Below are 22,083 nucleotides of genomic sequence, written 5' to 3'. Positions count from 1 at the left end.
AAGTGATCAATTTTAATTTCCTTATATTAGACCGATAATGTTTGTGTTTAAAGTTAGCTCTTATGTTAGTTATCACAAATTATGAATACTAACAGACTCCCCCTTTGAGCATGCGGTGATTACCGGCCAGTGATAATAGTTCACTGGCTTTTTTGTTCGTTTTACTGAAAAAAAATGCCGCGAGGTAAATAGCGGCGAGAATGACAAAGTTTAAATTTTTACAGATAACAAACAGTGAAATAAGGTAATTGAGTCAGTGATTAACGCATAAAAGCAGGTTGTTTAGCTTCATAAGCACTTATTTCTGCTTGGTGTTGTAACGTTAATCCGATACTGTCTAATCCTTCAATCATGCAATGACGGCGAAATGCATCGATTTCAAATGAGAAGCATAATTCACCGGCGATCACTTGTTGGGCAACTAAATCAACGGTAATAGGCATACCAGCATGCTCTGTTACCCAATTAAATAACTGTGTAACTTGCTCATCGCTTAATTTGATTGGCAATAACTGGTTATTAAAGGAATTGCCGTAAAAAATATCAGCAAAACTCGGCGCGATCACCGCATGAAAGCCATAATCTGTGAGCGCCCAAGGCGCATGTTCGCGAGAAGATCCACAACCAAAATTCTCGCGCGCCAATAAAATAGAAGCACCTTGATAGATGGACTGATTTAAAATAAATGATGGGTTAGGCTGGGTGCCTTCATCATCTAAAAATCGCCAATCATGAAATAAGTGTTTACCAAATCCTGTGCGAGTGACTTTTTGTAAAAATTGTTTGGGAATAATCGCATCAGTATCCACGTTAGCAGCATCTAAAGGTACTGGAATTCCAGTGTGTTGTGTGAATTTATTCATTAGGGTCTCCTTTATGATACTGTTGCAAAAGTGCGAATATCAGCAAAATGTCCATGAATGGCGGCGGCAGCGGCCATTGCCGGACTGACTAAATGAGTTCTGCCACCACGACCTTGGCGACCTTCAAAATTACGATTGCTGGTCGATGCGCAACGCTCTCCGGGATTTAATCGGTCATTGTTCATTGCCAAGCACATTGAGCAACCGGGTAAACGCCATTCAAAACCGGCTTCAATAAAAATTTTATCTAAACCTTCTGCTTCTGCTTGGGCTTTAACAGGGCCTGAGCCGGGAACAACAATTGCTTGTACATGGGAGGCGACTTTATGCCCTTTAGCTATCTTTGCTGCTGCGCGTAAATCTTCAATACGAGAGTTAGTGCAAGAGCCTATAAAAACTTTATCTATTGTAATATCAGTTAAGTTAACACCTTCAGTTAATCCCATATAAGCTAAGGCTTTTTCGGCGCTAGCTCGTTCAACAGGATCGTTAAAACTGTTCAATCGCGGAACAATTTGGTCAATAGCAATCACTTGTCCCGGATTCGTCCCCCAAGTCACTTGTGGTGCAATCTCTGCGGCATTAATCGTCACAGTAGCATCAAAAATAGCATCTTCGTCCGACTTTAACGTTTTCCAATAGGCGACAGCTTCATCCCACAATGGGGCTTGAGGGGCAAATTGACGTCCTTTTAAGTAAGCAAATGTAGTCTCATCAGGAGCAACTAAGCCTGCTTTTGCCCCCATCTCTATCGCCATATTGCATAACGTCATTCGCCCTTCCATACTCAAAGCTTCAATAGCTTCTCCCGTAAATTCAATGATATACCCCGTACCTCCCGCACTACCCAATTTTCCGATAATCGCCAATACGATATCTTTTGCCGTGATGCCATTGGCTGTTTTGCCTTGTACTTCGATTTTTAAGGTTTTAGCACGTGATTGTTTTAAGGTTTGTGTCGCTAATACGTGCTCAACCTCAGAAGTGCCAATACCGAAAGCTAATGCGCCAAAGGCACCATGTGTTGCTGTATGTGAGTCGCCACAAACAATTGTCATGCCTGGTAAAGTTAAGCCTTGTTCAGGCCCCATAACATGAACAATTCCTTGATATGGGTGATTTAAGTCATACAAGGTCACACCAAATTCTTGACAGTTTTTCATTAACTCTTGCATTTGAATACGCGCCATATCACCACAGGCGTTGATATCTTTGGTTTGAGTTGAAACGTTGTGATCCATTGTGGCAAAGGTTTTGTTGGGTTGACGAACAGCACGACCTTTGGTTCTTAAACCATCAAAAGCTTGAGGTGAAGTCACTTCATGCACTAAATGTCTATCGATATATATAATAGGTGTTTCATTCGCTACTTCTCTGACAACATGTGCATCGTAAATTTTTTGATATAATGTTTTACCCATGTTATGCCCCTTCTTGAATAAACTGAGCGATATGATCACCCATTTCTGCGGTTGTTATTGCGTTTCCTTCTCCCGCTAAATCTGCGGTGCGATAGCCTGTTGCTAGTACTCTTGTAATTGCTTCTTCAATGGCTTGGGCTGCTTTATCTTCATTAAAGCTATAACGCAGTAATAGGGCGGTTGATAAAATTTGTGCTATTGGATTGGCGATATTTTTACCGGCAATATCTGGTGCGGAGCCACCTGCGGGTTCATATAAACCAAAATGTGCTTCATTTACGCTTGCAGAGGGCAACATGCCCATTGAACCGGTGATCATGGCGCATTCGTCTGATAAAATATCGCCAAAGATATTGGAGCACAGCAATACATCAAATTGCGCTGGATCTTTAATTAATTGCATTGTCGCATTATCGATATACATATGTTGCAAGGTCACATCAGGGTATTGCTTAGCGACCTCAGTGACGACTTCACGCCATAAAATAGAGCTTTGTAAAACGTTGGCTTTATCAATCGACGTGACTTTATAACGACGTTTTTGCGCTGATTTGAAAGCAAAATGAGCAATACGTTCGATTTCATAGCGATGGTAAACCTCGGTATCAAAAGCACGCTCTTCGCGACCTTCACCATCACGGCCTTTAGGTTGACCGAAATAGATCCCCCCAGTTAATTCACGAACACATAAAATATCAAAACCGCGTTGTGCAATATCAGCACGCAATGGACAATAAGCTTCTAAACCTTTATATAAACGAGCTGGGCGCAGATTGCAGAATAATTTAAAGTGTTTACGTAAAGGTAATAATGCGCCACGTTCCGGTTGTTGATCTGCCGGTAAATGCTCCCATTTAGGCCCCCCCACAGAGCCGAATAAAATCGCATCAGCTTGCTCACATCCAGCCAAGGTGGTTGCCGGTAATGGTGTGCCATGATTATCGATAGCAATACCACCAATATCGTACTCTTTGGTCGTGATATTCAGTGAAAATCGTTTATTTACCGCATCGATCACTTTTTGTGCTTGCGCCATAACTTCAGGGCCAATGCCATCTCCGGGCAATACTGCAATATGATAATGTTTAGACATAATGATTAAACCGCTTCTTGTGTTGTATGGTGTTTGCGTTTTTCTATTTCGACTTGCTCTGAACGCCAAATACTGTTGATAACATGCATCATGGCGTTGGCGGATGAACCGACGATATCAGTTTCTAATCCCATGCCATGAAATTTACGTCCTTGGTATTCAACCACGATATCAACTTGTCCTAATGCATCTCGTCCTTCACCTTTGGCTGTTAATTGATAAGTCACCAGTTTTAAGGGATAACCTGTAGCACGAGAAATAGCTTGATAGACAGCATCAACGGGACCATTTCCTGTTGCTGCTTCAGTGATTTCTTCATTTTTACGACTAATGCTGACACTGGCCGTGGCAACTGTTGAGGAGCCGGATTGAGTATTAAAATAGTTCATTACAAACTCATCAGGCTCTTGTTGCTGTTGCCCCATAAAAGCCAATGCTTCTAAGTCATAGTCAAAAACTTGGCCTTTTTTATCAGCTAAACGTAAGAAAGCGGCATATAAAGAATCTAAGTTATAATCTGTTTCGCGATAGCCCATCTCTTCCATACGGTGTTTTACCGCAGCTCGACCAGAGCGAGACGTTAAGTTCAATTGCACCTCTTTTAAACCAATTGATTCAGGTGTCATAATTTCGTAAGTTTCACGATTTTTCAGTACGCCATCTTGGTGAATACCAGAGGAGTGGGCAAAGGCATTCGATCCAACGATGGATTTATTGGCATGAATAGGGGTATTACATAATTGACTGACTAACTGGCTGGTACGGTAGATCTCTTTGTGATTAATACGCGTTTGTACATTCATCATTTGTTCACGTACTTTTATCGCCATAATCACTTCTTCTAAAGCGCAGTTACCGGCTCGTTCACCTAAGCCGTTGATAGTCCCTTCAACTTGTCTTGCACCTGCTTGTACTGCGGTAATAGAGTTTGCAACAGCCATACCTAAATCATCATGGCAATGAACGGAGATCACCGCTTTATCAATATTAGGTACACGTTCAAATAAATTAGTGATAATGCCACCGAATTGATAAGGCGTGGTATAACCTACGGTGTCTGGAATATTAATGGTTGTTGCGCCCGCGTTGATGGCACTTTCCACAATGCGACATAAATTATCAATATGGGTACGCCCCGCATCTTCGCAAGAAAACTCAACATCATCAGTATAGCGTCGGGCGCGTTTAATTGAGCGTGTTCCCATTTCAATAATGTCATCAAAGGATTTTTTTAACTTATGTTCAGCATGCAAAGCGGAGGTGGCTAAAAAAACATGAATACGAAATGCCTCGGCAATGTTTAATGACTCTGCGGCAACGTCAATATCATTATCAACACAGCGAGCTAACGCACAAATGCGACTATTTTTAATTTCTCGAGCGATGGTTTGTACAGATTCAAAATCCCCAGGGGAAGAGACAGGAAAACCCGCTTCAATGATATCTACACCTAAACGTTCTAAGGCATAAGCAATTTGTAACTTCTCTTTTACGCTTAAGCTAGCTTGCAATGCTTGTTCGCCATCTCTTAATGTGGTGTCAAAAATAATCACATTGTTGCTCATAATCTGTTCCTTATACTTTTTTATTTCGTTTTTTGCGCTCTCCCAGGTATAAAAAAACCCGCGATTAGCGCGGGTTTTTCTCTAAGGGTAGGTATGTTTCATTTTTTACCCATCAGCCGACCGCGCATCAATGTTGCGAATAGTAGTAGGCTTGATAGTAAAATTGCGTTTAACATGAAACATCCTTACATTTGTTCTTAATAATGTTTATTTATTGATACCGGATACCAATCATCATGTCAAGCATTGGAATTTTTTAATTTGTTTTGATGTGTGAATTATATTTTATTCTTAGTAATTCTGACTAATATCTAAATTTTTAGTAATGATTATATCTATCAAACAATCATTGATTAGGTTAATGTTTCACATAATCGCTCTCGGGGAGTGAAATAAAAAATTAAACAATTGTTTGCTTTTTTTTTGAACAACTAACTATCAGGGGGATGAGCGGTTGTAGTTAACAACAATATCAATAAATTTGAGCAACATTTTGAATATAAGAATAAAAATTATTACCGTGGTGACTGTAATAGTTCTGAAAGTGTCCTGTAAGGTGATAGATTTTATTATTTTATTATGATTTTTATCATATTTTGTTTTATTATTTGCAAGGCATAAGGTAAAACAGGTTGTAATATATATCGGTATAATCATTTCATTAATATGTAATTTAAATGTCAATTTATTCTCTTTAATATAAAGATGAATTATTTTTTGGTGTTTGTGTTATACATTTTGTGATGTACATGGATGATGAATAATAAGTAGTAATATTTTTATAAAAGTTACAGTCATGGTTAGATATATAATTTATTAATATGCTTTTATATTATTAATAAGTTTTAATTCGCCAATTATAATAACATAGTGGAGTAAAAAATGACGGATTACACATCAGCAACAACGACCAATAAAGAGTCAGCAGATATGCATTTACGTAATGTTGATCTTAATTTATTAACGGTGTTTGATGCTGTTATGCAAATGCAAAATGTCACACGAGCAGCACAGGTGTTAGGTATGTCTCAACCGGCAGTCAGTAATGCAGTTTCTCGTCTTAAGATCATGTTTAATGACGAGTTATTTGTTCGGTATGGCCGAGGTATTCAACCAACATTAAGAGCCAAACAGTTATTTGGCCCTGTTCGACAAGCATTACAATTAGTCCATAATGAATTGCCAGGGGCGGGATTTGAACCGGAACAAAGTGATCGTGTGTTTAGCTTATCTATTTGCAGTCCATTAGATATCAAGTTAGCGCCAAAAATTGTAGAGAGAATAAAAAATAAAACCCCTAATATTAATGTAAATATTAAGTCTTATTTGAATAGTAATATTGAACACCAATTAAAATATCAGGAAGTTGAGTTCTTTATTAATTATAAACAATTTGATAAACCAGAGTTTCATTCACACCCTTTATTCAATGATGAAGTGGTTTTGGCTGTCTCTAACCAACACCCACGAATTAAAGAAAGCGTTACTGAAGAGATGTTATTAAATGAGCATCATTCTATTGTTTCTTTAGAAGATGTGGGGTCTTTTAGTGCGGCTTATTATAAGAATACAGAGTTAGAAGATTTAATTACTTATGAAGGTACTGATTTAAATAGTGTATTAAATCTAGTCTCAAAAACTTATTCGGTCGCTATTGCGCCTAGATGGTTAGTTGAAAGCTATTCAGAACAATTGAACATTAAGGCGATATCATTACCTTGGGAGAAGGTAGAACGTCCATGCTATTTAATTTGGCATGAGTCAACGGCACGAGATAAAGGCCATTTATGGATGAAAAATTTACTTAGTGAGGTTTGTCAAAACTAAGAGTGATTCACTCATAATTAGCACTCTATGCTAATTATGCAGAAATAGTGGCAGATAACGTTAGCTTACTGCTAATAACCAATAAAAGATATTCTTTAATAGTAAATAGTAAAGATAAGTCTCTTGGGTAGCTGTCACTATTTTTGCCCTAATTGTTATCCTATCCCTATCAGTTGCAACTATTGTCATCTAATCGATTTTTTTCTTTATTTTCTCTGTTATTAATCTTGTAAATGAATAAATTTTTATAATTAGCTTTTGATTTTATTATATTTTTCTTGTTAATACTTTGTTTGTTCACAAAGTGTTCAGGCTCATTTTTACATTTTCATTAGTATGATGAAATTGACAAAACTTTTCATGACTCACAATTTTACAAATTTATGTAAAATTAGATTCCTTTATTTTTGCGGATCACTTAGACTTTCAGATAAGTCAGCGAACAGGTGTAAGCTGAAATTAGAAGATGACATTATTCTTTATTTCAACTTAATTATTCCTACGCTTTTCCATAAATAACAGGAAAATCATGATAAATAATAATAATCTATATGATTATCATATAATTAGAAGATTGCAGATGCAATTTTCATCTTCTGGGGAAAAAACGGCTTATCGTCAGTGGGATGCTAAGTCTGAAATCGCCATGTCATGGGCGTCAGTAGCAAAGAAAACACGTGCACTCTCAAATGCATTACTCGATATGGGCGTGGCTGTTCAAGAAAATGTGGGGATTTTTTCCCAAAACAGCATTGATTGGTCTATTGCCGATATTGCTACTTTGCAGTTGCGTGCTGTCACAGTTCCTCTTTATGCAACAAGTAGTGTGGAACAAGCCGCTTATATCATCAACGATGCGAATATTCGTATTCTTTTTGTTGGTGACCAAAAGGAATATGACGTTGTTTCTGAGTTAGCGCTATTATGCCCGCAACTTAAACATATTATTGTGTTTAATTCTCAGGTCGTTTTAAATCCGACAATACCTTCTTATCATCTGACAAACTTAATCAGTGACTGTCAATCTCAATATGATTCTCTGCTACAACAACGTATTGATGAATGTTGTTTAGATGATTTGTTTACACTGATTTATACCTCGGGTACAACAGGTGAGCCTAAAGGTGTTATGCTTGATTACACCAATCTGGCTTCTCAACTTTATCTGCATGATCAGCGCCTTTCATTATCGGATAAAGATGTTTCATTATGCTTTTTACCGTTATCACATGTATTTGAACGGGCATGGAGCTTCTATGTTATGCATACTGGGGCTATTAATGTTTATCTCACAGATACCCATGCCGTAAGGGAAGCAATGGCTGCAGTAAAACCAACGGTTATGTGTGCAGTGCCACGCTTTTACGAAAAAGTATATAGCGCCATTCAAGAGAAAGTTTCTCAAGCACCTCGACTACGCCAATGGATGTTTAAATGGGCTCTTAAACAGGGTGAAAAACAACGTCAGGCACACTTAGCTGGACGTTCATTAGGCATGCTATCTCAATGGTGTTATCGCTTTGCGGATAAAAAAGTTCTTCAACCACTACGTCAAATTTTAGGTGGGCGAGTTCGTTTTTTACCTGCCGCAGGCGCTCGTTTAGATGATGCGGTGATCGGCTTTTTCTTAGCTGCTGGTATTAATATTAAATATGGTTATGGCATGACAGAGACTTGTGCCACGGTATCTTGTTGGGAAGAGAACCATTATAAACTAGGCTCTATTGGTACTCCGTTACCGGGGGTTGAGGTACGTATAGGCGAAGAAAACGAGATCCAAGTGCGCGGTAGTATCGTGATGAAAGGTTATTTTAATAAGCCTGAAGAGACAGTTGCTGCGTTTACTGAAGATGGTTGGTTACGTACCGGTGATGCGGGTGCATTAGATGAAGAAGGGATGTTATATATTACCGAACGTTTGAAAGATCTTATGAAAACCTCAAATGGAAAATATATTGCACCGCAAATGATTGAAGGTACATTAGGGCAAGATCGCTTTATTGAGCATATCGCTGTGATTGCAGATACCCGTAAATTTGTTTCTGCACTGATCGTGCCTTGCTTTGATGCATTAGAAGAACATGCTCGAGCATTAAATTTAAAATATCACGATCGGATAGAGTTATTACGCCATACTAAGATCAAAGAATTATTTGATGAACGCTTGCGTGAAATGCAACGTAATTTTGCTAGTTTCCATCAAGTTAAACGATTTACCCTATTAGCGGAAGGGTTTACGATGGAGTCTGGAGAATTGACACCTACCTTAAAATTAAGACGTAAAATAATTTCTGAACGCTATCGAAATGAAATTGAGCAGATGTATCAAGAGTCGTGATCACCAGATAAAAAAGCACCGTAAAGGTGCTTTTTTATTGCACTTTAGGTAAGTCATAGGCAGTAACAATGCAAGTAATTGGTAAAAGGTATAAACGGAAACGTTGACGCATACGGTTTTATCAGTAAATTGTGTTAAAATGCAGATTCAGATCAGCATGATGACTGAAAACCATAGCAATAATGTAATAAATACCCTATTAATAATTAGAAGAGGCTAAAGTGAAACTGGATGAAATCGCCCGCTTGGCTGGTGTTTCACGAACAACAGCGAGTTATGTCATTAATGGTAAAGCTAAACAGTACCGTGTAAGTGACAAGACTGTTGAAAAAGTGATGGCGGTGGTCAGAGAGCACAATTACCACCCGAACGCTGTTGCCGCGGGATTACGTGCTGGTCGTACGCGTTCTATAGGTTTGGTTATTCCTGATTTGGAAAATACCAGTTATACCAGAATTGCCAATTATCTTGAACGACAAGCGCGTCAACGTGGTTATCAATTGCTGATTGCCTGCTCAGAAGATCAACCTGACAACGAAATTCGTTGTGTAGAACATCTACTACAACGCCAAGTTGATGCCATTATTGTATCAACGGCATTACCCCCAGAGCACCCATTTTATCAGCGTTGGGCTAATCGTTCGTTGCCTATCATTGCCTTAGATAGGGCGTTAGAGAGTGAACATTTTATTAGCGTCGTCGGTGATGATTTAGAAGACGCAAAAATGTTAGCGAGTGAGCTTAAAGCTTTTCCTTCTCAATCGGTTCTCTATCTAGGCGCATTGCCCGAACTATCAGTCAGTTTTTTACGTGAACAGGGCTTTCGTAGTGTGTGGCAAGATGATCCACGACAAGTGACTTATCTTTATGCGAATAGTTATGAACGAGAAGCGGCGGCGGAGGTATTTTCGGAATGGTTAAATAATAACCCGATGCCTGATGCACTCTTTACGACCTCTTTTGCGCTATTACAAGGTGTGATGGATGTAACGTTGCAAAGAAGTGGACGCTTACCTACGCAGTTAGTGATTGCTACATTTGGTGATCATGAATTATTAGATTTCCTCGAATGTCCAGTATTATCGGTGGCTCAGCGACATCGTGATATTGCACAACGTGTATTAGAGCTGGTTTTGGCAAGTCTTGAAGAAGAGCAAAAACCACAAGCGGGTATTACGCGTATTCGACGTGATTTATGTCGCCGAGGTAGTTTAGGACGTACTCGTTAATTAGCGTTCACTTTCTGACTCAGCATTTTTTATAATGACTATCCCTGCTTTATTAAATTAAAGCAGGGATAGTTTATTTGGTTAAATAATGTCGGGTGACTTAAATAAAATAAAATTTGAGATTAATCTTAAACGTTTTTTTACAATTTATCGTGTTTTGTTTAATTCGCGGGTGAAATTTTGATATTTCTATAAGTGATATTACTTAAATAAAATAATTTATTTATTAACTTTGCAGAAAGAAAACTCGACAGTAAAAAATTATCTACATGATATCACATTATTTTTTCAGTAGATTAAGCCGGTTTTTTAATTTAAAGAGGGCTTTGTATTGTTATGTTGGTTAAAGGTAAATGAACGACAATAAATAGGCATTATCTCATTAAATAGGTCATTTTCTTTTTATGACTTCTTTATCTTATTTTTCCCTTTTTCATCTCTATAAATAATCACTATTTGAGAACAAATAAGAAAAATAAAAAATAACCGATAGGAATCATAGTGTTAATATTCTGCTTTTTTAGCCTGCTGATAATTTGTTCATTTCGATGAGATTATAAAATTACTGTAAATATCAATAAAGCGTCCTACAACTGGCTTGACAACGTTTTCATACCATCCGTAAACTCTATTTGTGGGGATTTGTGGGATAATGTGGTGTAAATTATAACGCTGAGGGAAATGAGGATGTTTCGTGGTGCAACACTCGTTAATCTCGACAGCAAAGGGCGAATAACAGTTCCTTCCCGTTATCGAACAACGCTGAACGAGGCTTCTGAAGGTCAAATGGTCTGTACCATTGATCTCAATCAGCCATGTTTATTGCTGTACACCCTTCCTGAATGGGAAAAAATTGAGTTAAAACTGGCGGCGCTTTCTTCCATGAATCCCGCCGAACGAAGAGTGCAGCGTTTATTACTTGGGCATGCCAGTGAATGCCAAATGGATAGCGCAGGACGTCTTTTGTTAGCTAGCACGCTAAGACAGCACGCGGGGCTAACCAAAGAGGTCATGTTAGTCGGTCAATTCAATAAATTTGAATTGTGGGATGAACAGGTCTGGTATCAACAGATCAAAGAAGACATTTTGGCAGAGCAAACCTCACAGGAACCGTTATCGACACGACTATTGGATTTATCACTTTAAATAATGACAACGAATAATTTTAGCCATACCAGTGTATTACTGGATGAAGCAGTAAACGGCCTGAATATTAAACCTTCAGGTATTTATATTGACGGTACTTTTGGCCGTGGCGGGCACTCTCGTCTGATTTTATCGCAATTAGGTGAACAAGGCCGTCTCATTGCGATTGATAGAGATCCACAAGCTATCGCAGTGGCAAATGAAATTGATGATCCACGATTCTCTATTATTCATGGGCCTTTTTCAAATATTGAACACTATATCAATGAGTTAGGTTTAAGTGGCAAAGTTGATGGCGTATTATTAGATTTAGGCGTTTCTTCACCGCAATTAGATGATCCTGAACGAGGATTCTCTTTTATGCGTGATGGGCCACTCGATATGCGTATGGACCCAACCACAGGACAATCAGCTGCACAGTGGTTAATGAATGCCGAAGAAGATGATATTACTTGGGTGCTAAAAACCTTCGGTGAAGAGCGTTTCGCGAAACGCATTGCCCGTGCCATTGTGGCGCGTAATAAAACTGAAGAGCCATTAACACGTACTAAACAGTTAGCGGATTTGATTAGTGAAGCAAGTCCAGTAAAAGAGCGACATAAGCACCCTGCAACACGTAGCTTTCAAGCGATCCGTATCTATATCAATAGTGAGTTAGATGAGATTGAAAAAGCATTAAAAGGCGCCGTGTCTATTTTAGCGCCAGCAGGGCGTTTATCGGTGATTAGTTTCCACTCTTTAGAAGACCGATTAGTTAAACGCTTTATAAGAGATGAAAGTAAAGGGCCTGTTGTTCCAGCGGGGATCCCATTAACAGAAGAACAAATTAAAGCACTAGGAAGTGCTCGCCTGAGTAGCATTCATAAAATGAAACCTACCGGTGTTGAAGTTGAGGAGAATCCACGAGCGCGAAGTTCTGTTTTACGCGTCGCACAGCGTATTGAGGAATAAATGTCTACTGAACGCCATTCATTACCGGGAGTAATAGGACAAGATTTACTGCGTCATGGCAAATTGCCACTTATTCTTTTTTTCGCCGTTATTATCTCCGCGATCTATGTGGTAACGACAGCACATAAAACACGCTTACTGACAGCAGAAAAAGAGCGCTTAGTGTTAGAAAAAAATGTATTGGATATTGAATGGCGCAACTTGATCCTTGAGGAAAATGCATTGGCGGACCATAGCCGAGTTGAACGTTTTGCAAGTGAACAGTTAGGCATGGTTCATGTTGATCCAACTAAAGAGAATATTGTGGTTACTAAATAATTAAGGCAAGTATGAAATTTTCACGTTCGGCAAAAGCGAAGACAAAGACAAAGTCAAATGCCAAACTCCGTAAACCTGAAGAAAAAACAGGATTTGTGAGTTGGCGTTTTGCGTTGCTTTGCGGTGGTATTGGTATTGCTTTAGCGGCGTTATTAATACGAGTTGCCTATTTACAGATTATTAACCCAGATCCCCTGATCCGCGAAGGGGATCTGCGCTCTTTACGTGTGCAAAAAGTCCCCACTGCTCGTGGCATGATAAGCGATCGTATGGGAAGACCATTGGCGGTGAGTGTCCCTGTATATGCTATTTGGGCTGATCCTAAAGTTGTGTTAGAAGCTAACCCTGATATGACCGATTCACGTTGGTTAGCACTTGCTGACGCATTAAAACTTCCCGTTAATCAAATTTCTCAAAAAATTTCTGCAACACCTTCCGCTCGTTTTATTTATCTTGCGCGCCAAGTTAATCCTGAAATTAGTGATTACATAAGTAAGCTGAAAATCAAAGGGATAAACATGCGCCAAGAGTCCAAACGCTATTATCCTTCAGGAGAAGTGACCGCTCACATCATTGGTGTTACAAACATTGATGGCGATGGTATTGAAGGGATTGAAAAAAGCTTTAACCAATGGCTTACCGGTGCCCCCGGAGAGCGAGTTGTACGCAAAGATGGCTTTAACCGTGTGATTGAAAATATCGCTCAAACAGATAGCCAAGCTGCTCACAACTTAATGTTAAGCATTGATGAGCGTTTACAATCTGTTGTGTATAGAGAGTTAACCAATGCAGTCATTGAAAATAAAGCCGAATCAGGTACGGCGGTTTTGGTTGATGTCAATACAGGCGAAGTGTTAGCGATGGCAAATAGCCCATCCTATAACCCGAATAATTTAGCGGGAACGCCGAAAGATGCGATGCGTAATCGAGCTATCACCGATATTTTTGAGCCAGGCTCTACGGTAAAGCCGATGGTGGTTATGAGTGCGCTAAACAATAATATTATTAAAGAAAATACCGTTATTAATACTGTTCCTTATCGAATTAGTGGTCATCAGATAAAAGATGTTGCGCTTTATCGTGAGCTTTCGATAACTGGAATTTTACAGAAATCGAGTAACGTAGGGGTATCTCGCCTTGCGTTAGCGATGCCGGCGTCTGAACTGGTAGATGTTTATTCCCGTTTTGGCCTCGGAAAACCAACTAACTTGGGGCTAGTTGGTGAAAGTAGTGGCATATTTCCAATAAAAAAACAACGGTGGTCCGATCTTGAAAGGGCCACCTTCTCATTCGGATATGGGCTAATGGTAACGCCATTACAGTTAGCGCGTGTCTATGCAACTATCGGTAGTTTTGGTATTTATCGACCGCTTTCTATTACTAAAGTTGACCCTCCTGTACCGGGTACTCGCGTTTTTCCTGAAAAAGTCATGAGAACAGTGGTTCATATGATGGAAAGTGTCGCCTTACCGGGCGGTGGTGGCGTTCGTGCTGCGATCAAAGGGTATCGTGTTGCGATTAAGACCGGGACCGCGAAAAAAGTCGGCCCAGATGGAAAGTATATTAATGCCTACATTTCTTATGCAGCCGGTGTTGCACCGGCAAGCCGTCCACGCTTTGCCTTAGTAGTGATCATTAACGAGCCAAAAGCGGGCAAATATTATGGGGGTGCAGTTTCTGCACCAGTGTTTGGCACAATTATGGGCGCGGTTCTACGTACGATGAATGTAGAGCCTGATGCATTAACGCCAGACGATAAAAGTGAAATAGTGATTAATAAAAAAGAGGATACAAGTGGCAGATCCTAATTTAAGTGACCTATTAGGGGCACTCGGGATACAAGCACCGTCTTTAACGCTTAAAGACATGACACTCGATAGCCGAAAAGCCGCGAGTGGTGATCTGTTTGTGGCAATTAAAGGCCATGAAACGGATGGTAGACGCTATATTCCTCAGGCAATTGCACAAGGTGTTTGCGCTGTTTTAGCGGAAGCTGAAGGTATTGCTACTCATGGCGAAATTCGTGAAAGTCATGGTATACCCGTTATTTATATTGAAAACCTAAATTGTCAATTATCAAAACTTGCAGGAATTTTTTATCATCAGCCAGCGAATAAATTAAAGCTGATTGGTGTCACTGGTACTAACGGAAAAACGACAACAACACAATTGTTAGCACAGTGGGCGCAAGGTTTAGGTGAAGTCAGTGCCGTTATGGGAACGGTAGGCAATGGGTTATTAGATCATATTGTTCCGGCAATGAATACAACCGGTTCAGCGGTTGATATCCAATTAGAATTACAGCAATTAGTTAATCAAGGCGCTACCTTTACCGCAATGGAGGTTTCGTCACACGGTTTAGTTCAAGGGCGCGTTAGTGCGCTACCTTTTGTCGCCAGCGTATTTACCAACTTAAGTCGCGATCACCTTGATTATCATGGTGATATGGCCAATTACGAACAGGCTAAATGGTTGTTATTTTCGACCCACCATAGTGGCGAAAAAATCATTAATGCTGATGATGCGGTAGGGCATAAATGGTTGACGCATCTACCCGATGCAGTGGCGGTGACTATGGCGGATAAATTGCCGGCAAATTGGCAAGGACGCTATGTGCAAGCGACACAAATCAATTACCATGATGCGGGTGCCACTATCCATTTTAATTCAAGTTGGGGAGAAGGTGAAATTGAAAGCCCATTAATGGGGGCTTTTAATGTCAGTAACTTACTCTGTGCTTTAGCTACACTTTTGGCACTTGAATACCCTCTTGATGCAGTGATTAAAGCTTCCAGTGCATTAACGCCCGTTTGTGGTCGTATGGAAGTATTTAGTGCGGATAATCGTCCTACGGTGATCGTTGATTATGCCCACACGCCAGATGCCTTAGAAAAAGCGTTACAAGCGGCACGCTTACACTGTACTGGCAAACTGTGGTGTATCTTTGGTTGTGGTGGTGATAGAGATAAAGGTAAGCGCCCACTAATGGGAGCTGTAGCAGAGCAGTTTGCCGATAAAGTGGTTATCACCGATGACAATCCACGTAGTGAAGAGCCTCAAGCCATTATTCAAGATATCCTTTCTGGGTTAATGGATCCTGGTCGTGCATTAGCGATTGAAGGTCGAGCAGAAGCCGTGACGAATGTAGTAATGCAAGCCTCTCCCGCTGATATGATCTTAGTGGCAGGAAAAGGGCACGAAGATTATCAAATCGTTGGCACTCGCCGTCTTGATTATTCTGACCGATTAACTGTTGCACGGTTATTGGGGGTGATCGCATGATAGCGCTTTCTCTCGAAACTATTGCACAAGTCACTCAAGGCACGTTGAGTACTATTACTCAAAGCCAAGCCAATCAATTAATGATCAAATCAATTTCTACCGATAGCCGTAAAATTGATGATGCATGTCTGTTTATTGCTTTAGCAGGTGATCGTTTTGATGCTCATGACTTTATTGCTGATGTCAAACAAAAGGGTGCCGTTGCGGTTTTAGTTAATCGGAAAATCGATGTTGAATGTCCACAAATCATCGTAAAAGATACCCGTTTAGCAATGGGGCATATTGCCGCTTATATCCGTTCGCTTAGCAATGCTAAAATTGTGGCGTTAACGGGCTCTTCGGGTAAAACGTCCGTTAAAGAGATGACGGCTTCGATACTGCGTCACTGTGGTGAAACCTTATATACACATGGCAATTTAAATAATGATATTGGTGTTCCCCTGACACTCTTTCGTCTAACCCCTGAACATCGTTTTGCCGTGATTGAACTTGGTGCTAACCATATTGGTGAAATAGCCTATACCGTGGATATGGTTAAACCAGATAGTGCATTGGTCAATAATCTTTTTTCTGCACATATTGAAGGTTTTGGTTCCTTACAAGGGATTGCTCAAGCTAAAGGTGAAATATTCACTGGCTTAAAAGAGCAAGGCACAGCCATTATTAATCAGCAAAGTAATGATGTTGCGCTATGGCAACAGCATTTTAACTCACGTCAAACTCAGTGGTCTTTCTCTTTATCTGCAGACACTCAGGCCGATTTCTACCCAACGGATATCGTTGTTAATCAACTCACCACCGATTTTACATTGCATACGCCAGAAGGGTGTGTAGCAATCACCCTACCTTTACCTGGTCGCCATAATATTGCCAATGCGTTAGCCGCAAGTGCGTTAGCCTTGTCGGTAGGGGCGACATTAACGGATATTCAGCAAGGTTTAGCGGTACTGAAAGCCGTACCTGGCAGACTCTATCCTGTTGAGTTAACAACAGGAAAAATAGTGTTAGATGATACCTATAATGCTAATGATGGGTCGATGATGGCAGGGCTGCAAGTTTTATCTCAATTACCAGGATATAAAATCTTTGTTGCTGGAGATATGGCTGAACTAGGCGAGGATTCAGAAAAATGTCACCGTGATGTGGGACGTTTTGCTCATCAAGTCGGTATCGATCGGGTATTAACCGTGGGTCATTACAGCCAGTTTATTAGTCAAGAAAATGAAGGCGGTGAGCATTTTTCATTTAAAGCTGATTTGCTTACCCAATTAATTCCATTATTACAGCAGCATGATGTTGTTTCAGTTTTAGTAAAAGGTTCACGAAGCTCAGCAATGGAGGATATCGTGAACGCATTAAAGGAGTGCTTTGAATGTTAGTTTGGCTAGCCGAATATTTGGTTAAATATCATACATTTTTTAATGTGTTTTCTTATCTGACATTCAGAGCGATTGTTGGTTTATTGACGGCATTAATTATTGCGTTATGGATGGGACCCCATTTAATTGCATGGTTACAAAAAATGCAAATCGGGCAAGTGGTGCGTAACGAAGGCCCTGAGTCACACTTTAGCAAACGTGGTACGCCGACCATGGGTGGGATCATGATCCTATTTTCTATCGCTGTATCAACCTTATTGTGGGCGCGATTAGATAATCCTTATGTATGGTGTGTACTCTTGGTGCTAATTGGTTATGGAATCATCGGTTTTATCGATGATTATCGCAAAGTAGTGCGTAAAGATACTCGAGGCTTAATAGCGCGTTGGAAATATTTCTGGCAATCGGTATTAGCTTTAGCGGCTGCATTTAGTATGTACGCGATTGGTAAAGATACCCCAGCAACGCAACTTGTCGTGCCTTTCTTTAAAGATGTCATGCCACAACTTGGCATGTTGTATATCTTACTGGCTTATTTTGTCATTGTTGGCACCAGTAACGCGGTAAATTTAACCGATGGTTTAGATGGCTTAGCCATTATGCCTACGGTGTTTGTAGCGGCTGGATTTGCATTAGTTGCATGGGCTACAGGTAATGTCAATTTTGCCAGCTACCTAAAAATTCCTTATTTAATGCATGCAGGCGAATTGGTGATTGTTTGTACCGCCATTGTCGGCGCGGGATTAGGCTTCCTTTGGTTTAATACTTATCCTGCCCAAGTCTTTATGGGTGATGTTGGCTCTTTAGCATTAGGTGGCGCATTAGGTACTATCGCCGTCTTATTACGCCAAGAATTTTTATTAGTGATTATGGGGGGCGTGTTCGTTGTTGAAACGCTCTCGGTTATTTTACAAGTAGGTTCATTTAAACTGCGCGGCCAACGTATTTTCCGTATGGCGCCAATCCATCATCACTATGAATTAAAAGGTTGGCCAGAGCCTCGTGTGATTGTCCGCTTTTGGATCATCTCTCTTATGTTAGTCCTTATTGGTTTAGCGACATTAAAGGTACGTTAACATGGCAAATTATCAGGGGAAAAAAGTTGTTATCGTGGGACTAGGCATTACTGGTCTATCCTGCGTTGACTTTTTTATCCGCCAAGGTGTAACACCTAAAGTGATAGATACTCGCCAGCATCCCGCGGGTTTAGATAAGCTACCTGCTGATGTTGAGTATCATACGGGGAGTTTTCATCAAGTATGGCTTAATGATGCTGATTTAATTGTCTCAAGTCCGGGTATTGCGTTATCAACGCCTGAGTTAGTTGAAGCGCGAGATCATGGAGTGGAAATTGTCGGTGATATTGAGCTATTTTGCCGTGAGGCAAAAGCACCTATTGTTGCGATAACAGGCTCTAATGGCAAAAGTACCGTAACGACGTTGGTGGGGGAAATGGCTAAAGCTGACGGGATCCCTGTCGGTGTCGGTGGCAATATTGGTGTACCTGCTTTAACGTTATTAACACAGCCTTATGACTTATATGTCTTAGAGCTATCGAGCTTTCAATTAGAGACAACCTATAGCTTAACAGCGGCGGCTGCCACGGTATTAAATATTAGCGAAGATCATATGAATCGCTATCCGTTAGGATTAGAACAATACCGTGAAGCTAAATTACGTATTTATGATAATGCTAAAACCTGTGTCTATAACGCAGATGATGTTCTGACATTGCCTTTAGCTGGCAAAGATGCACGTTGTGTGAGTTTTGGTATCGGACAAGGGGATTATCAACTTGATAATACCAATCGTTACTTGAACGTAAATGGTGAAAATATTCTTGCCACTTCACAGATGTTCCTTTCTGGTCAACACAATTACACCAATGCATTAGCCGCATTAGCGTTAGCTGATGCGGTGGGAATTTCTCGTAAAGCATCACTGGCTGTTTTAAACACCTATCATGGCCTTGCTCATCGTTTCCAATTAGTTTACTCCCATAATGGGGTACGTTGGATCAATGATTCTAAAGCGACTAATGTAGGTAGCACAGAAGCAGCTTTAAGAGGGCTTGAAGTAGAAGGGACTTTGCACCTGTTGTTAGGTGGGGACGGTAAGTCTGCTGATTTTAGCGCGCTATTACCTTATCTCAGTGGCGATAATATTCGCTTATATTGCTTCGGACAAGATGGTCAAGCATTGGCAAATTTACGACCACAAGTCTCACAATTAACCGCGACTATGGAAGAGGCGATGCGATTACTTGCACCAACAGTGCAAACTGGCGATATGGTGCTACTTTCACCCGCTTGTGCAAGTCTAGATCAGTTTAAAAGTTTCGAACAACGTGGTGATGAGTTTGCCCGTTTAGCGCAGGAGCTTGGCTGATGAGTGTATACGCAATGCGAAGATTAAAACAGTGGCTGGTGGGAAGTTATCAAACAGATAACAGCGCGTTCGTGCCTTATGATCGCACTTTGCTCTGGTTTACATTCGGATTAGCGGTTGTCGGGTTTGTGATGGTAACTTCGGCGTCAATGCCTGTTGGACAACGTTTAGCAGAAGATCCTTTTCTATTTGCTAAACGTGACGGCATTTATATGATTGTTGCCCTTTGCCTTGCATTAGTGACAATGCGAGTGCCAATGGCGGTATGGCAACGCTACAGTAGCTTAATGCTGTTTGGTTCTATCTTGCTATTACTCGTGGTATTGGCAGTGGGCAGTTCAGTAAATGGCGCATCACGTTGGATTGCATTTGGGCCTTTACGTATTCAGCCGGCAGAACTTTCTAAATTGGCACTGTTTTGTTATCTCTCCAGTTATTTGGTGAGAAAAGTAGAAGAAGTGAGAAACAATTTTTGGGGATTCTGTAAACCTATGGGGGTGATGTTAATATTAGCCGTGTTACTGCTATTACAACCCGACTTAGGTACGGTGGTCGTGTTGTTTGTGACCACATTAGCGTTGCTTTTTTTAGCCGGTGCAAAAATTTGGCAATTCCTCGCCATTATTGGTACAGGTATTGCCGCTGTTGTGATGTTAATTATTGTTGAGCCTTACCGTGTACGACGTATCACTTCGTTCTTAGAACCTTGGGAAGATCCTTTTGGTAGTGGTTATCAGTTAACACAATCCTTGATGGCTTTTGGACGCGGTGATCTACTGGGGCAAGGGTTAGGAAATTCAGTACAAAAGTTGGAGTATCTACCTGAAGCTCATACTGACTTTATTTTCTCCATTTTAGCAGAAGAACTTGGTTATATCGGTGTGGTTTTAGTGCTTTTAATGGTATTCTTCATCGCTTTTCGTGCGATGCAAATTGGACGCCGTGCTTTGCTGCTCGATCAACGTTTTTCAGGTTTTTTAGCCTGTTCGATTGGGATCTGGTTTACCTTCCAGACGTTAGTCAACGTTGGTGCGGCAGCCGGTATGTTGCCAACAAAAGGGTTAACGTTACCTCTTATTAGTTACGGTGGTTCGAGTTTGATTATTATGTCAACGGCTATCGTGATGTTGTTACGAATTGATTATGAATCACGCCTAGCACAGGCTCAGGCGTTTGTAAGGAGTCCTAAATGAGCGAACGTAAACGCCGATTAATGGTGATGGCCGGCGGAACAGGAGGGCACGTCTTTCCTGGATTAGCAGTTGCTCATTATCTGCAATCCCAAGGCTGGGATATTCGTTGGTTAGGAACCGCGGATAGAATGGAAGCACAATTAGTGCCTAAGCATGGCATTGAAATCGAGTATATCCGTATTTCGGGTCTGCGAGGTAAAGGGGTAAAAGCGTTAATTGCGGCACCTATTCGTATTATAAAAGCGATTTTTCAAGCCCGTCGGATTATGAAGCGCTATCAGCCTGATGCCGTATTAGGCATGGGAGGCTATGTTTCTGGACCAGGCGGTGTTGCAGCATGGAGCTGTGGTATTCCCGTTGTTTTACATGAACAAAATGGTATTGCAGGCTTAACTAACCGTTGGTTGTCAAAAATAGCCAAACGTGTGTTACAAGCATTCCCCGGTGCGTTTGCTAATGCGCCTGTTGTTGGTAATCCGGTTCGTGACGATGTCTTAGCACTTGAAGCCCCAGCAGAGAGATTAAAAGGCAGAGAAGGTGCTGTCCGAGTGCTGGTTATTGGTGGTAGCCAAGGTGCGCGTATCTTAAATCATACAATGCCAGTGGTGGCTGGATTATTAGGAGAGCGAGTTACAATTTGGCATCAGGCCGGCAAAGGGAGCGAAAGTGATACCAAATTACGCTATCAAAATGAACTTTCTAAAAATTCAGTTAAATCTGAGTATAAAGTTACTGAATTTATTGATGATATAGCGCAAGCTTATCAATGGGCTGATGTTGTTGTATGTCGTTCAGGTGCATTAACAGTTAGCGAGATTGCCGCTGCGGGGTTACCCGCTATTTTTGTTCCTTTTCAACATAAAGATAGACAGCAATATTGGAATGCATTGCCATTAGAAAATGCCGGTGCGGCGCGTATTATTGAACAGAATGATTTAACGCCAGAAGCGATAGCTGACACCCTAGAAAATTGGGATAGACATCAGCTAATGCTAATGGCAGAAAAAGCACAAAGTGTTGCGATTACGGATGCTACTGAGCGAGTCGCTAATGTAATTATCGAAGTGGCTAAAAAATAAACGTAACTTGT

General features: G+C 40.6%; 17 protein-coding genes. 13 read left to right on the top strand and 4 right to left on the bottom strand.

Features of this window, described 5'->3' with window-relative positions; genetic code table 11:
* Positions 1 to 260 precede the first annotated feature (260 nt).
* Genes leuD through leuA form a run of 4 tightly spaced genes read right to left on the bottom strand, consistent with a single transcriptional unit; the run spans position 261 to position 4,942 of the window.
* Positions 261 to 863 carry a 3-isopropylmalate dehydratase small subunit gene (gene leuD / locus HMPREF0693_RS05770; protein ID WP_004244140.1) on the bottom strand — a complete coding sequence of 201 codons (603 nt, stop codon included), beginning with the start codon at positions 861 to 863 and terminating at the stop codon, positions 261 to 263.
* 11 nt (positions 864 to 874) lie between these two features.
* On the bottom strand, positions 875 to 2,284 hold the full coding sequence (leuC, locus tag HMPREF0693_RS05765) for a 3-isopropylmalate dehydratase large subunit (RefSeq protein WP_004244139.1): 1,410 nt from the start codon (positions 2,282 to 2,284) through the stop codon (positions 875 to 877).
* A 1-nt stretch (position 2,285) separates the two neighbouring features.
* Positions 2,286 to 3,377 (bottom strand): 3-isopropylmalate dehydrogenase, encoded by a 1,092-nt coding sequence (leuB, locus tag HMPREF0693_RS05760; RefSeq protein WP_004244138.1) that lies wholly within the window; start codon positions 3,375 to 3,377, stop codon positions 2,286 to 2,288.
* A 5-nt stretch (positions 3,378 to 3,382) separates the two neighbouring features.
* A complete protein-coding gene (leuA, locus tag HMPREF0693_RS05755) occupies positions 3,383 to 4,942 on the bottom strand; it encodes a 2-isopropylmalate synthase (protein ID WP_004244137.1) in 1,560 nt (519 codons plus the stop codon).
* Between the two features lie 882 nt (positions 4,943 to 5,824).
* Between leuA and leuO the strand changes: the two genes are divergently transcribed.
* The 13 genes from leuO to murG all read left to right on the top strand — a co-directional run bounded on the left by leuO (position 5,825) and on the right by murG (position 22,072).
* Positions 5,825 to 6,769 carry a transcriptional regulator LeuO gene (leuO, locus tag HMPREF0693_RS05750; protein WP_004244135.1) on the top strand — a complete coding sequence of 315 codons (945 nt, stop codon included), beginning with the start codon at positions 5,825 to 5,827 and terminating at the stop codon, positions 6,767 to 6,769.
* Between the two features lie 529 nt (positions 6,770 to 7,298).
* The gene (locus HMPREF0693_RS05745; protein WP_004244130.1) at positions 7,299 to 9,107 is read left to right on the top strand and encodes an AMP-dependent synthetase/ligase; all 1,809 of its coding nucleotides are present in this window, start codon (positions 7,299 to 7,301) and stop codon (positions 9,105 to 9,107) included.
* Positions 9,108 to 9,328: 221 nt separating this feature from the next.
* The gene (cra, locus tag HMPREF0693_RS05740; RefSeq protein ID WP_004244128.1) at positions 9,329 to 10,336 is read left to right on the top strand and encodes a catabolite repressor/activator; all 1,008 of its coding nucleotides are present in this window, start codon (positions 9,329 to 9,331) and stop codon (positions 10,334 to 10,336) included.
* Between the two features lie 687 nt (positions 10,337 to 11,023).
* Complete coding sequence (mraZ, locus tag HMPREF0693_RS05735) at positions 11,024 to 11,482, top strand: division/cell wall cluster transcriptional repressor MraZ (RefSeq protein ID WP_004248567.1); 459 nt, start codon at positions 11,024 to 11,026, stop codon at positions 11,480 to 11,482.
* 3 nt (positions 11,483 to 11,485) lie between these two features.
* Positions 11,486 to 12,433, top strand: coding sequence for a 16S rRNA (cytosine(1402)-N(4))-methyltransferase RsmH (gene rsmH / locus HMPREF0693_RS05730; RefSeq protein WP_004244125.1), 948 nt, complete (start codon positions 11,486 to 11,488; stop codon positions 12,431 to 12,433).
* The gene (ftsL, locus tag HMPREF0693_RS18760) at positions 12,434 to 12,751 is read left to right on the top strand and encodes a cell division protein FtsL (RefSeq protein WP_004244124.1); all 318 of its coding nucleotides are present in this window, start codon (positions 12,434 to 12,436) and stop codon (positions 12,749 to 12,751) included. It begins immediately after the preceding gene.
* An 11-nt stretch (positions 12,752 to 12,762) separates the two neighbouring features.
* Complete coding sequence (gene ftsI / locus HMPREF0693_RS05720) at positions 12,763 to 14,559, top strand: peptidoglycan glycosyltransferase FtsI (protein WP_004244122.1); 1,797 nt, start codon at positions 12,763 to 12,765, stop codon at positions 14,557 to 14,559.
* Entirely contained in the window at positions 14,546 to 16,033 is a 1,488-nt protein-coding gene (gene murE / locus HMPREF0693_RS05715) for a UDP-N-acetylmuramoyl-L-alanyl-D-glutamate--2,6-diaminopimelate ligase (RefSeq protein ID WP_004244121.1), read from the top strand. The genes ftsI and murE overlap by 14 nt, the downstream gene beginning before the upstream one ends.
* Entirely contained in the window at positions 16,030 to 17,412 is a 1,383-nt protein-coding gene (murF, locus tag HMPREF0693_RS05710; protein WP_004244120.1) for a UDP-N-acetylmuramoyl-tripeptide--D-alanyl-D-alanine ligase, read from the top strand. The genes murE and murF overlap by 4 nt, the downstream gene beginning before the upstream one ends.
* A complete protein-coding gene (mraY, locus tag HMPREF0693_RS05705) occupies positions 17,406 to 18,488 on the top strand; it encodes a phospho-N-acetylmuramoyl-pentapeptide-transferase (protein ID WP_004244119.1) in 1,083 nt (360 codons plus the stop codon). Before murF ends, mraY begins: the two co-directional genes overlap by 7 nt.
* Before the next feature lies 1 nt (position 18,489).
* Entirely contained in the window at positions 18,490 to 19,800 is a 1,311-nt protein-coding gene (gene murD / locus HMPREF0693_RS05700; RefSeq protein ID WP_004244118.1) for a UDP-N-acetylmuramoyl-L-alanine--D-glutamate ligase, read from the top strand.
* Complete coding sequence (gene ftsW / locus HMPREF0693_RS05695) at positions 19,800 to 20,993, top strand: cell division protein FtsW (protein WP_004244117.1); 1,194 nt, start codon at positions 19,800 to 19,802, stop codon at positions 20,991 to 20,993. The genes murD and ftsW overlap by 1 nt, the downstream gene beginning before the upstream one ends.
* Positions 20,990 to 22,072 carry an undecaprenyldiphospho-muramoylpentapeptide beta-N-acetylglucosaminyltransferase gene (murG, locus tag HMPREF0693_RS05690; RefSeq protein WP_004244116.1) on the top strand — a complete coding sequence of 361 codons (1,083 nt, stop codon included), beginning with the start codon at positions 20,990 to 20,992 and terminating at the stop codon, positions 22,070 to 22,072. The genes ftsW and murG overlap by 4 nt, the downstream gene beginning before the upstream one ends.
* Positions 22,073 to 22,083 lie beyond the last annotated feature (11 nt).

It is taken from the genome of Proteus mirabilis ATCC 29906, from assembly GCF_000160755.1.
In the GTDB taxonomy this organism is placed as follows: Bacteria; Pseudomonadota; Gammaproteobacteria; order Enterobacterales; family Enterobacteriaceae; genus Proteus; species Proteus mirabilis.
The sequence above is the reverse complement of the archived record's forward strand: the minus strand, read 5'-3'. Positions and strand labels throughout refer to the sequence as shown.

Excerpts from the sequence above, each read along its gene's own strand:
- leuD (WP_004244140.1), bottom strand. The coding sequence starts at position 863 with ATGAATAAATTCACACAACACACTGGAATTCCAGTACCTTTAGATGCT.
- leuC (WP_004244139.1), bottom strand. The coding sequence starts at position 2,284 with ATGGGTAAAACATTATATCAAAAAATTTACGATGCACATGTTGTCAGA.
- leuB (WP_004244138.1), bottom strand. The coding sequence starts at position 3,377 with ATGTCTAAACATTATCATATTGCAGTATTGCCCGGAGATGGCATTGGC.
- leuA (WP_004244137.1), bottom strand. The coding sequence starts at position 4,942 with ATGAGCAACAATGTGATTATTTTTGACACCACATTAAGAGATGGCGAA.
- leuO (WP_004244135.1), top strand. The coding sequence starts at position 5,825 with ATGACGGATTACACATCAGCAACAACGACCAATAAAGAGTCAGCAGAT.
- HMPREF0693_RS05745 (WP_004244130.1), top strand. The coding sequence starts at position 7,299 with ATGATAAATAATAATAATCTATATGATTATCATATAATTAGAAGATTG.
- mraZ (WP_004248567.1), top strand. The coding sequence starts at position 11,024 with ATGTTTCGTGGTGCAACACTCGTTAATCTCGACAGCAAAGGGCGAATA.
- rsmH (WP_004244125.1), top strand. The coding sequence starts at position 11,486 with ATGACAACGAATAATTTTAGCCATACCAGTGTATTACTGGATGAAGCA.
- ftsL (WP_004244124.1), top strand. The coding sequence starts at position 12,434 with ATGTCTACTGAACGCCATTCATTACCGGGAGTAATAGGACAAGATTTA.
- ftsI (WP_004244122.1), top strand. The coding sequence starts at position 12,763 with ATGAAATTTTCACGTTCGGCAAAAGCGAAGACAAAGACAAAGTCAAAT.
- murF (WP_004244120.1), top strand. The coding sequence starts at position 16,030 with ATGATAGCGCTTTCTCTCGAAACTATTGCACAAGTCACTCAAGGCACG.
- mraY (WP_004244119.1), top strand. The coding sequence starts at position 17,406 with ATGTTAGTTTGGCTAGCCGAATATTTGGTTAAATATCATACATTTTTT.
- murD (WP_004244118.1), top strand. The coding sequence starts at position 18,490 with ATGGCAAATTATCAGGGGAAAAAAGTTGTTATCGTGGGACTAGGCATT.
- ftsW (WP_004244117.1), top strand. The coding sequence starts at position 19,800 with ATGAGTGTATACGCAATGCGAAGATTAAAACAGTGGCTGGTGGGAAGT.
- murG (WP_004244116.1), top strand. The coding sequence starts at position 20,990 with ATGAGCGAACGTAAACGCCGATTAATGGTGATGGCCGGCGGAACAGGA.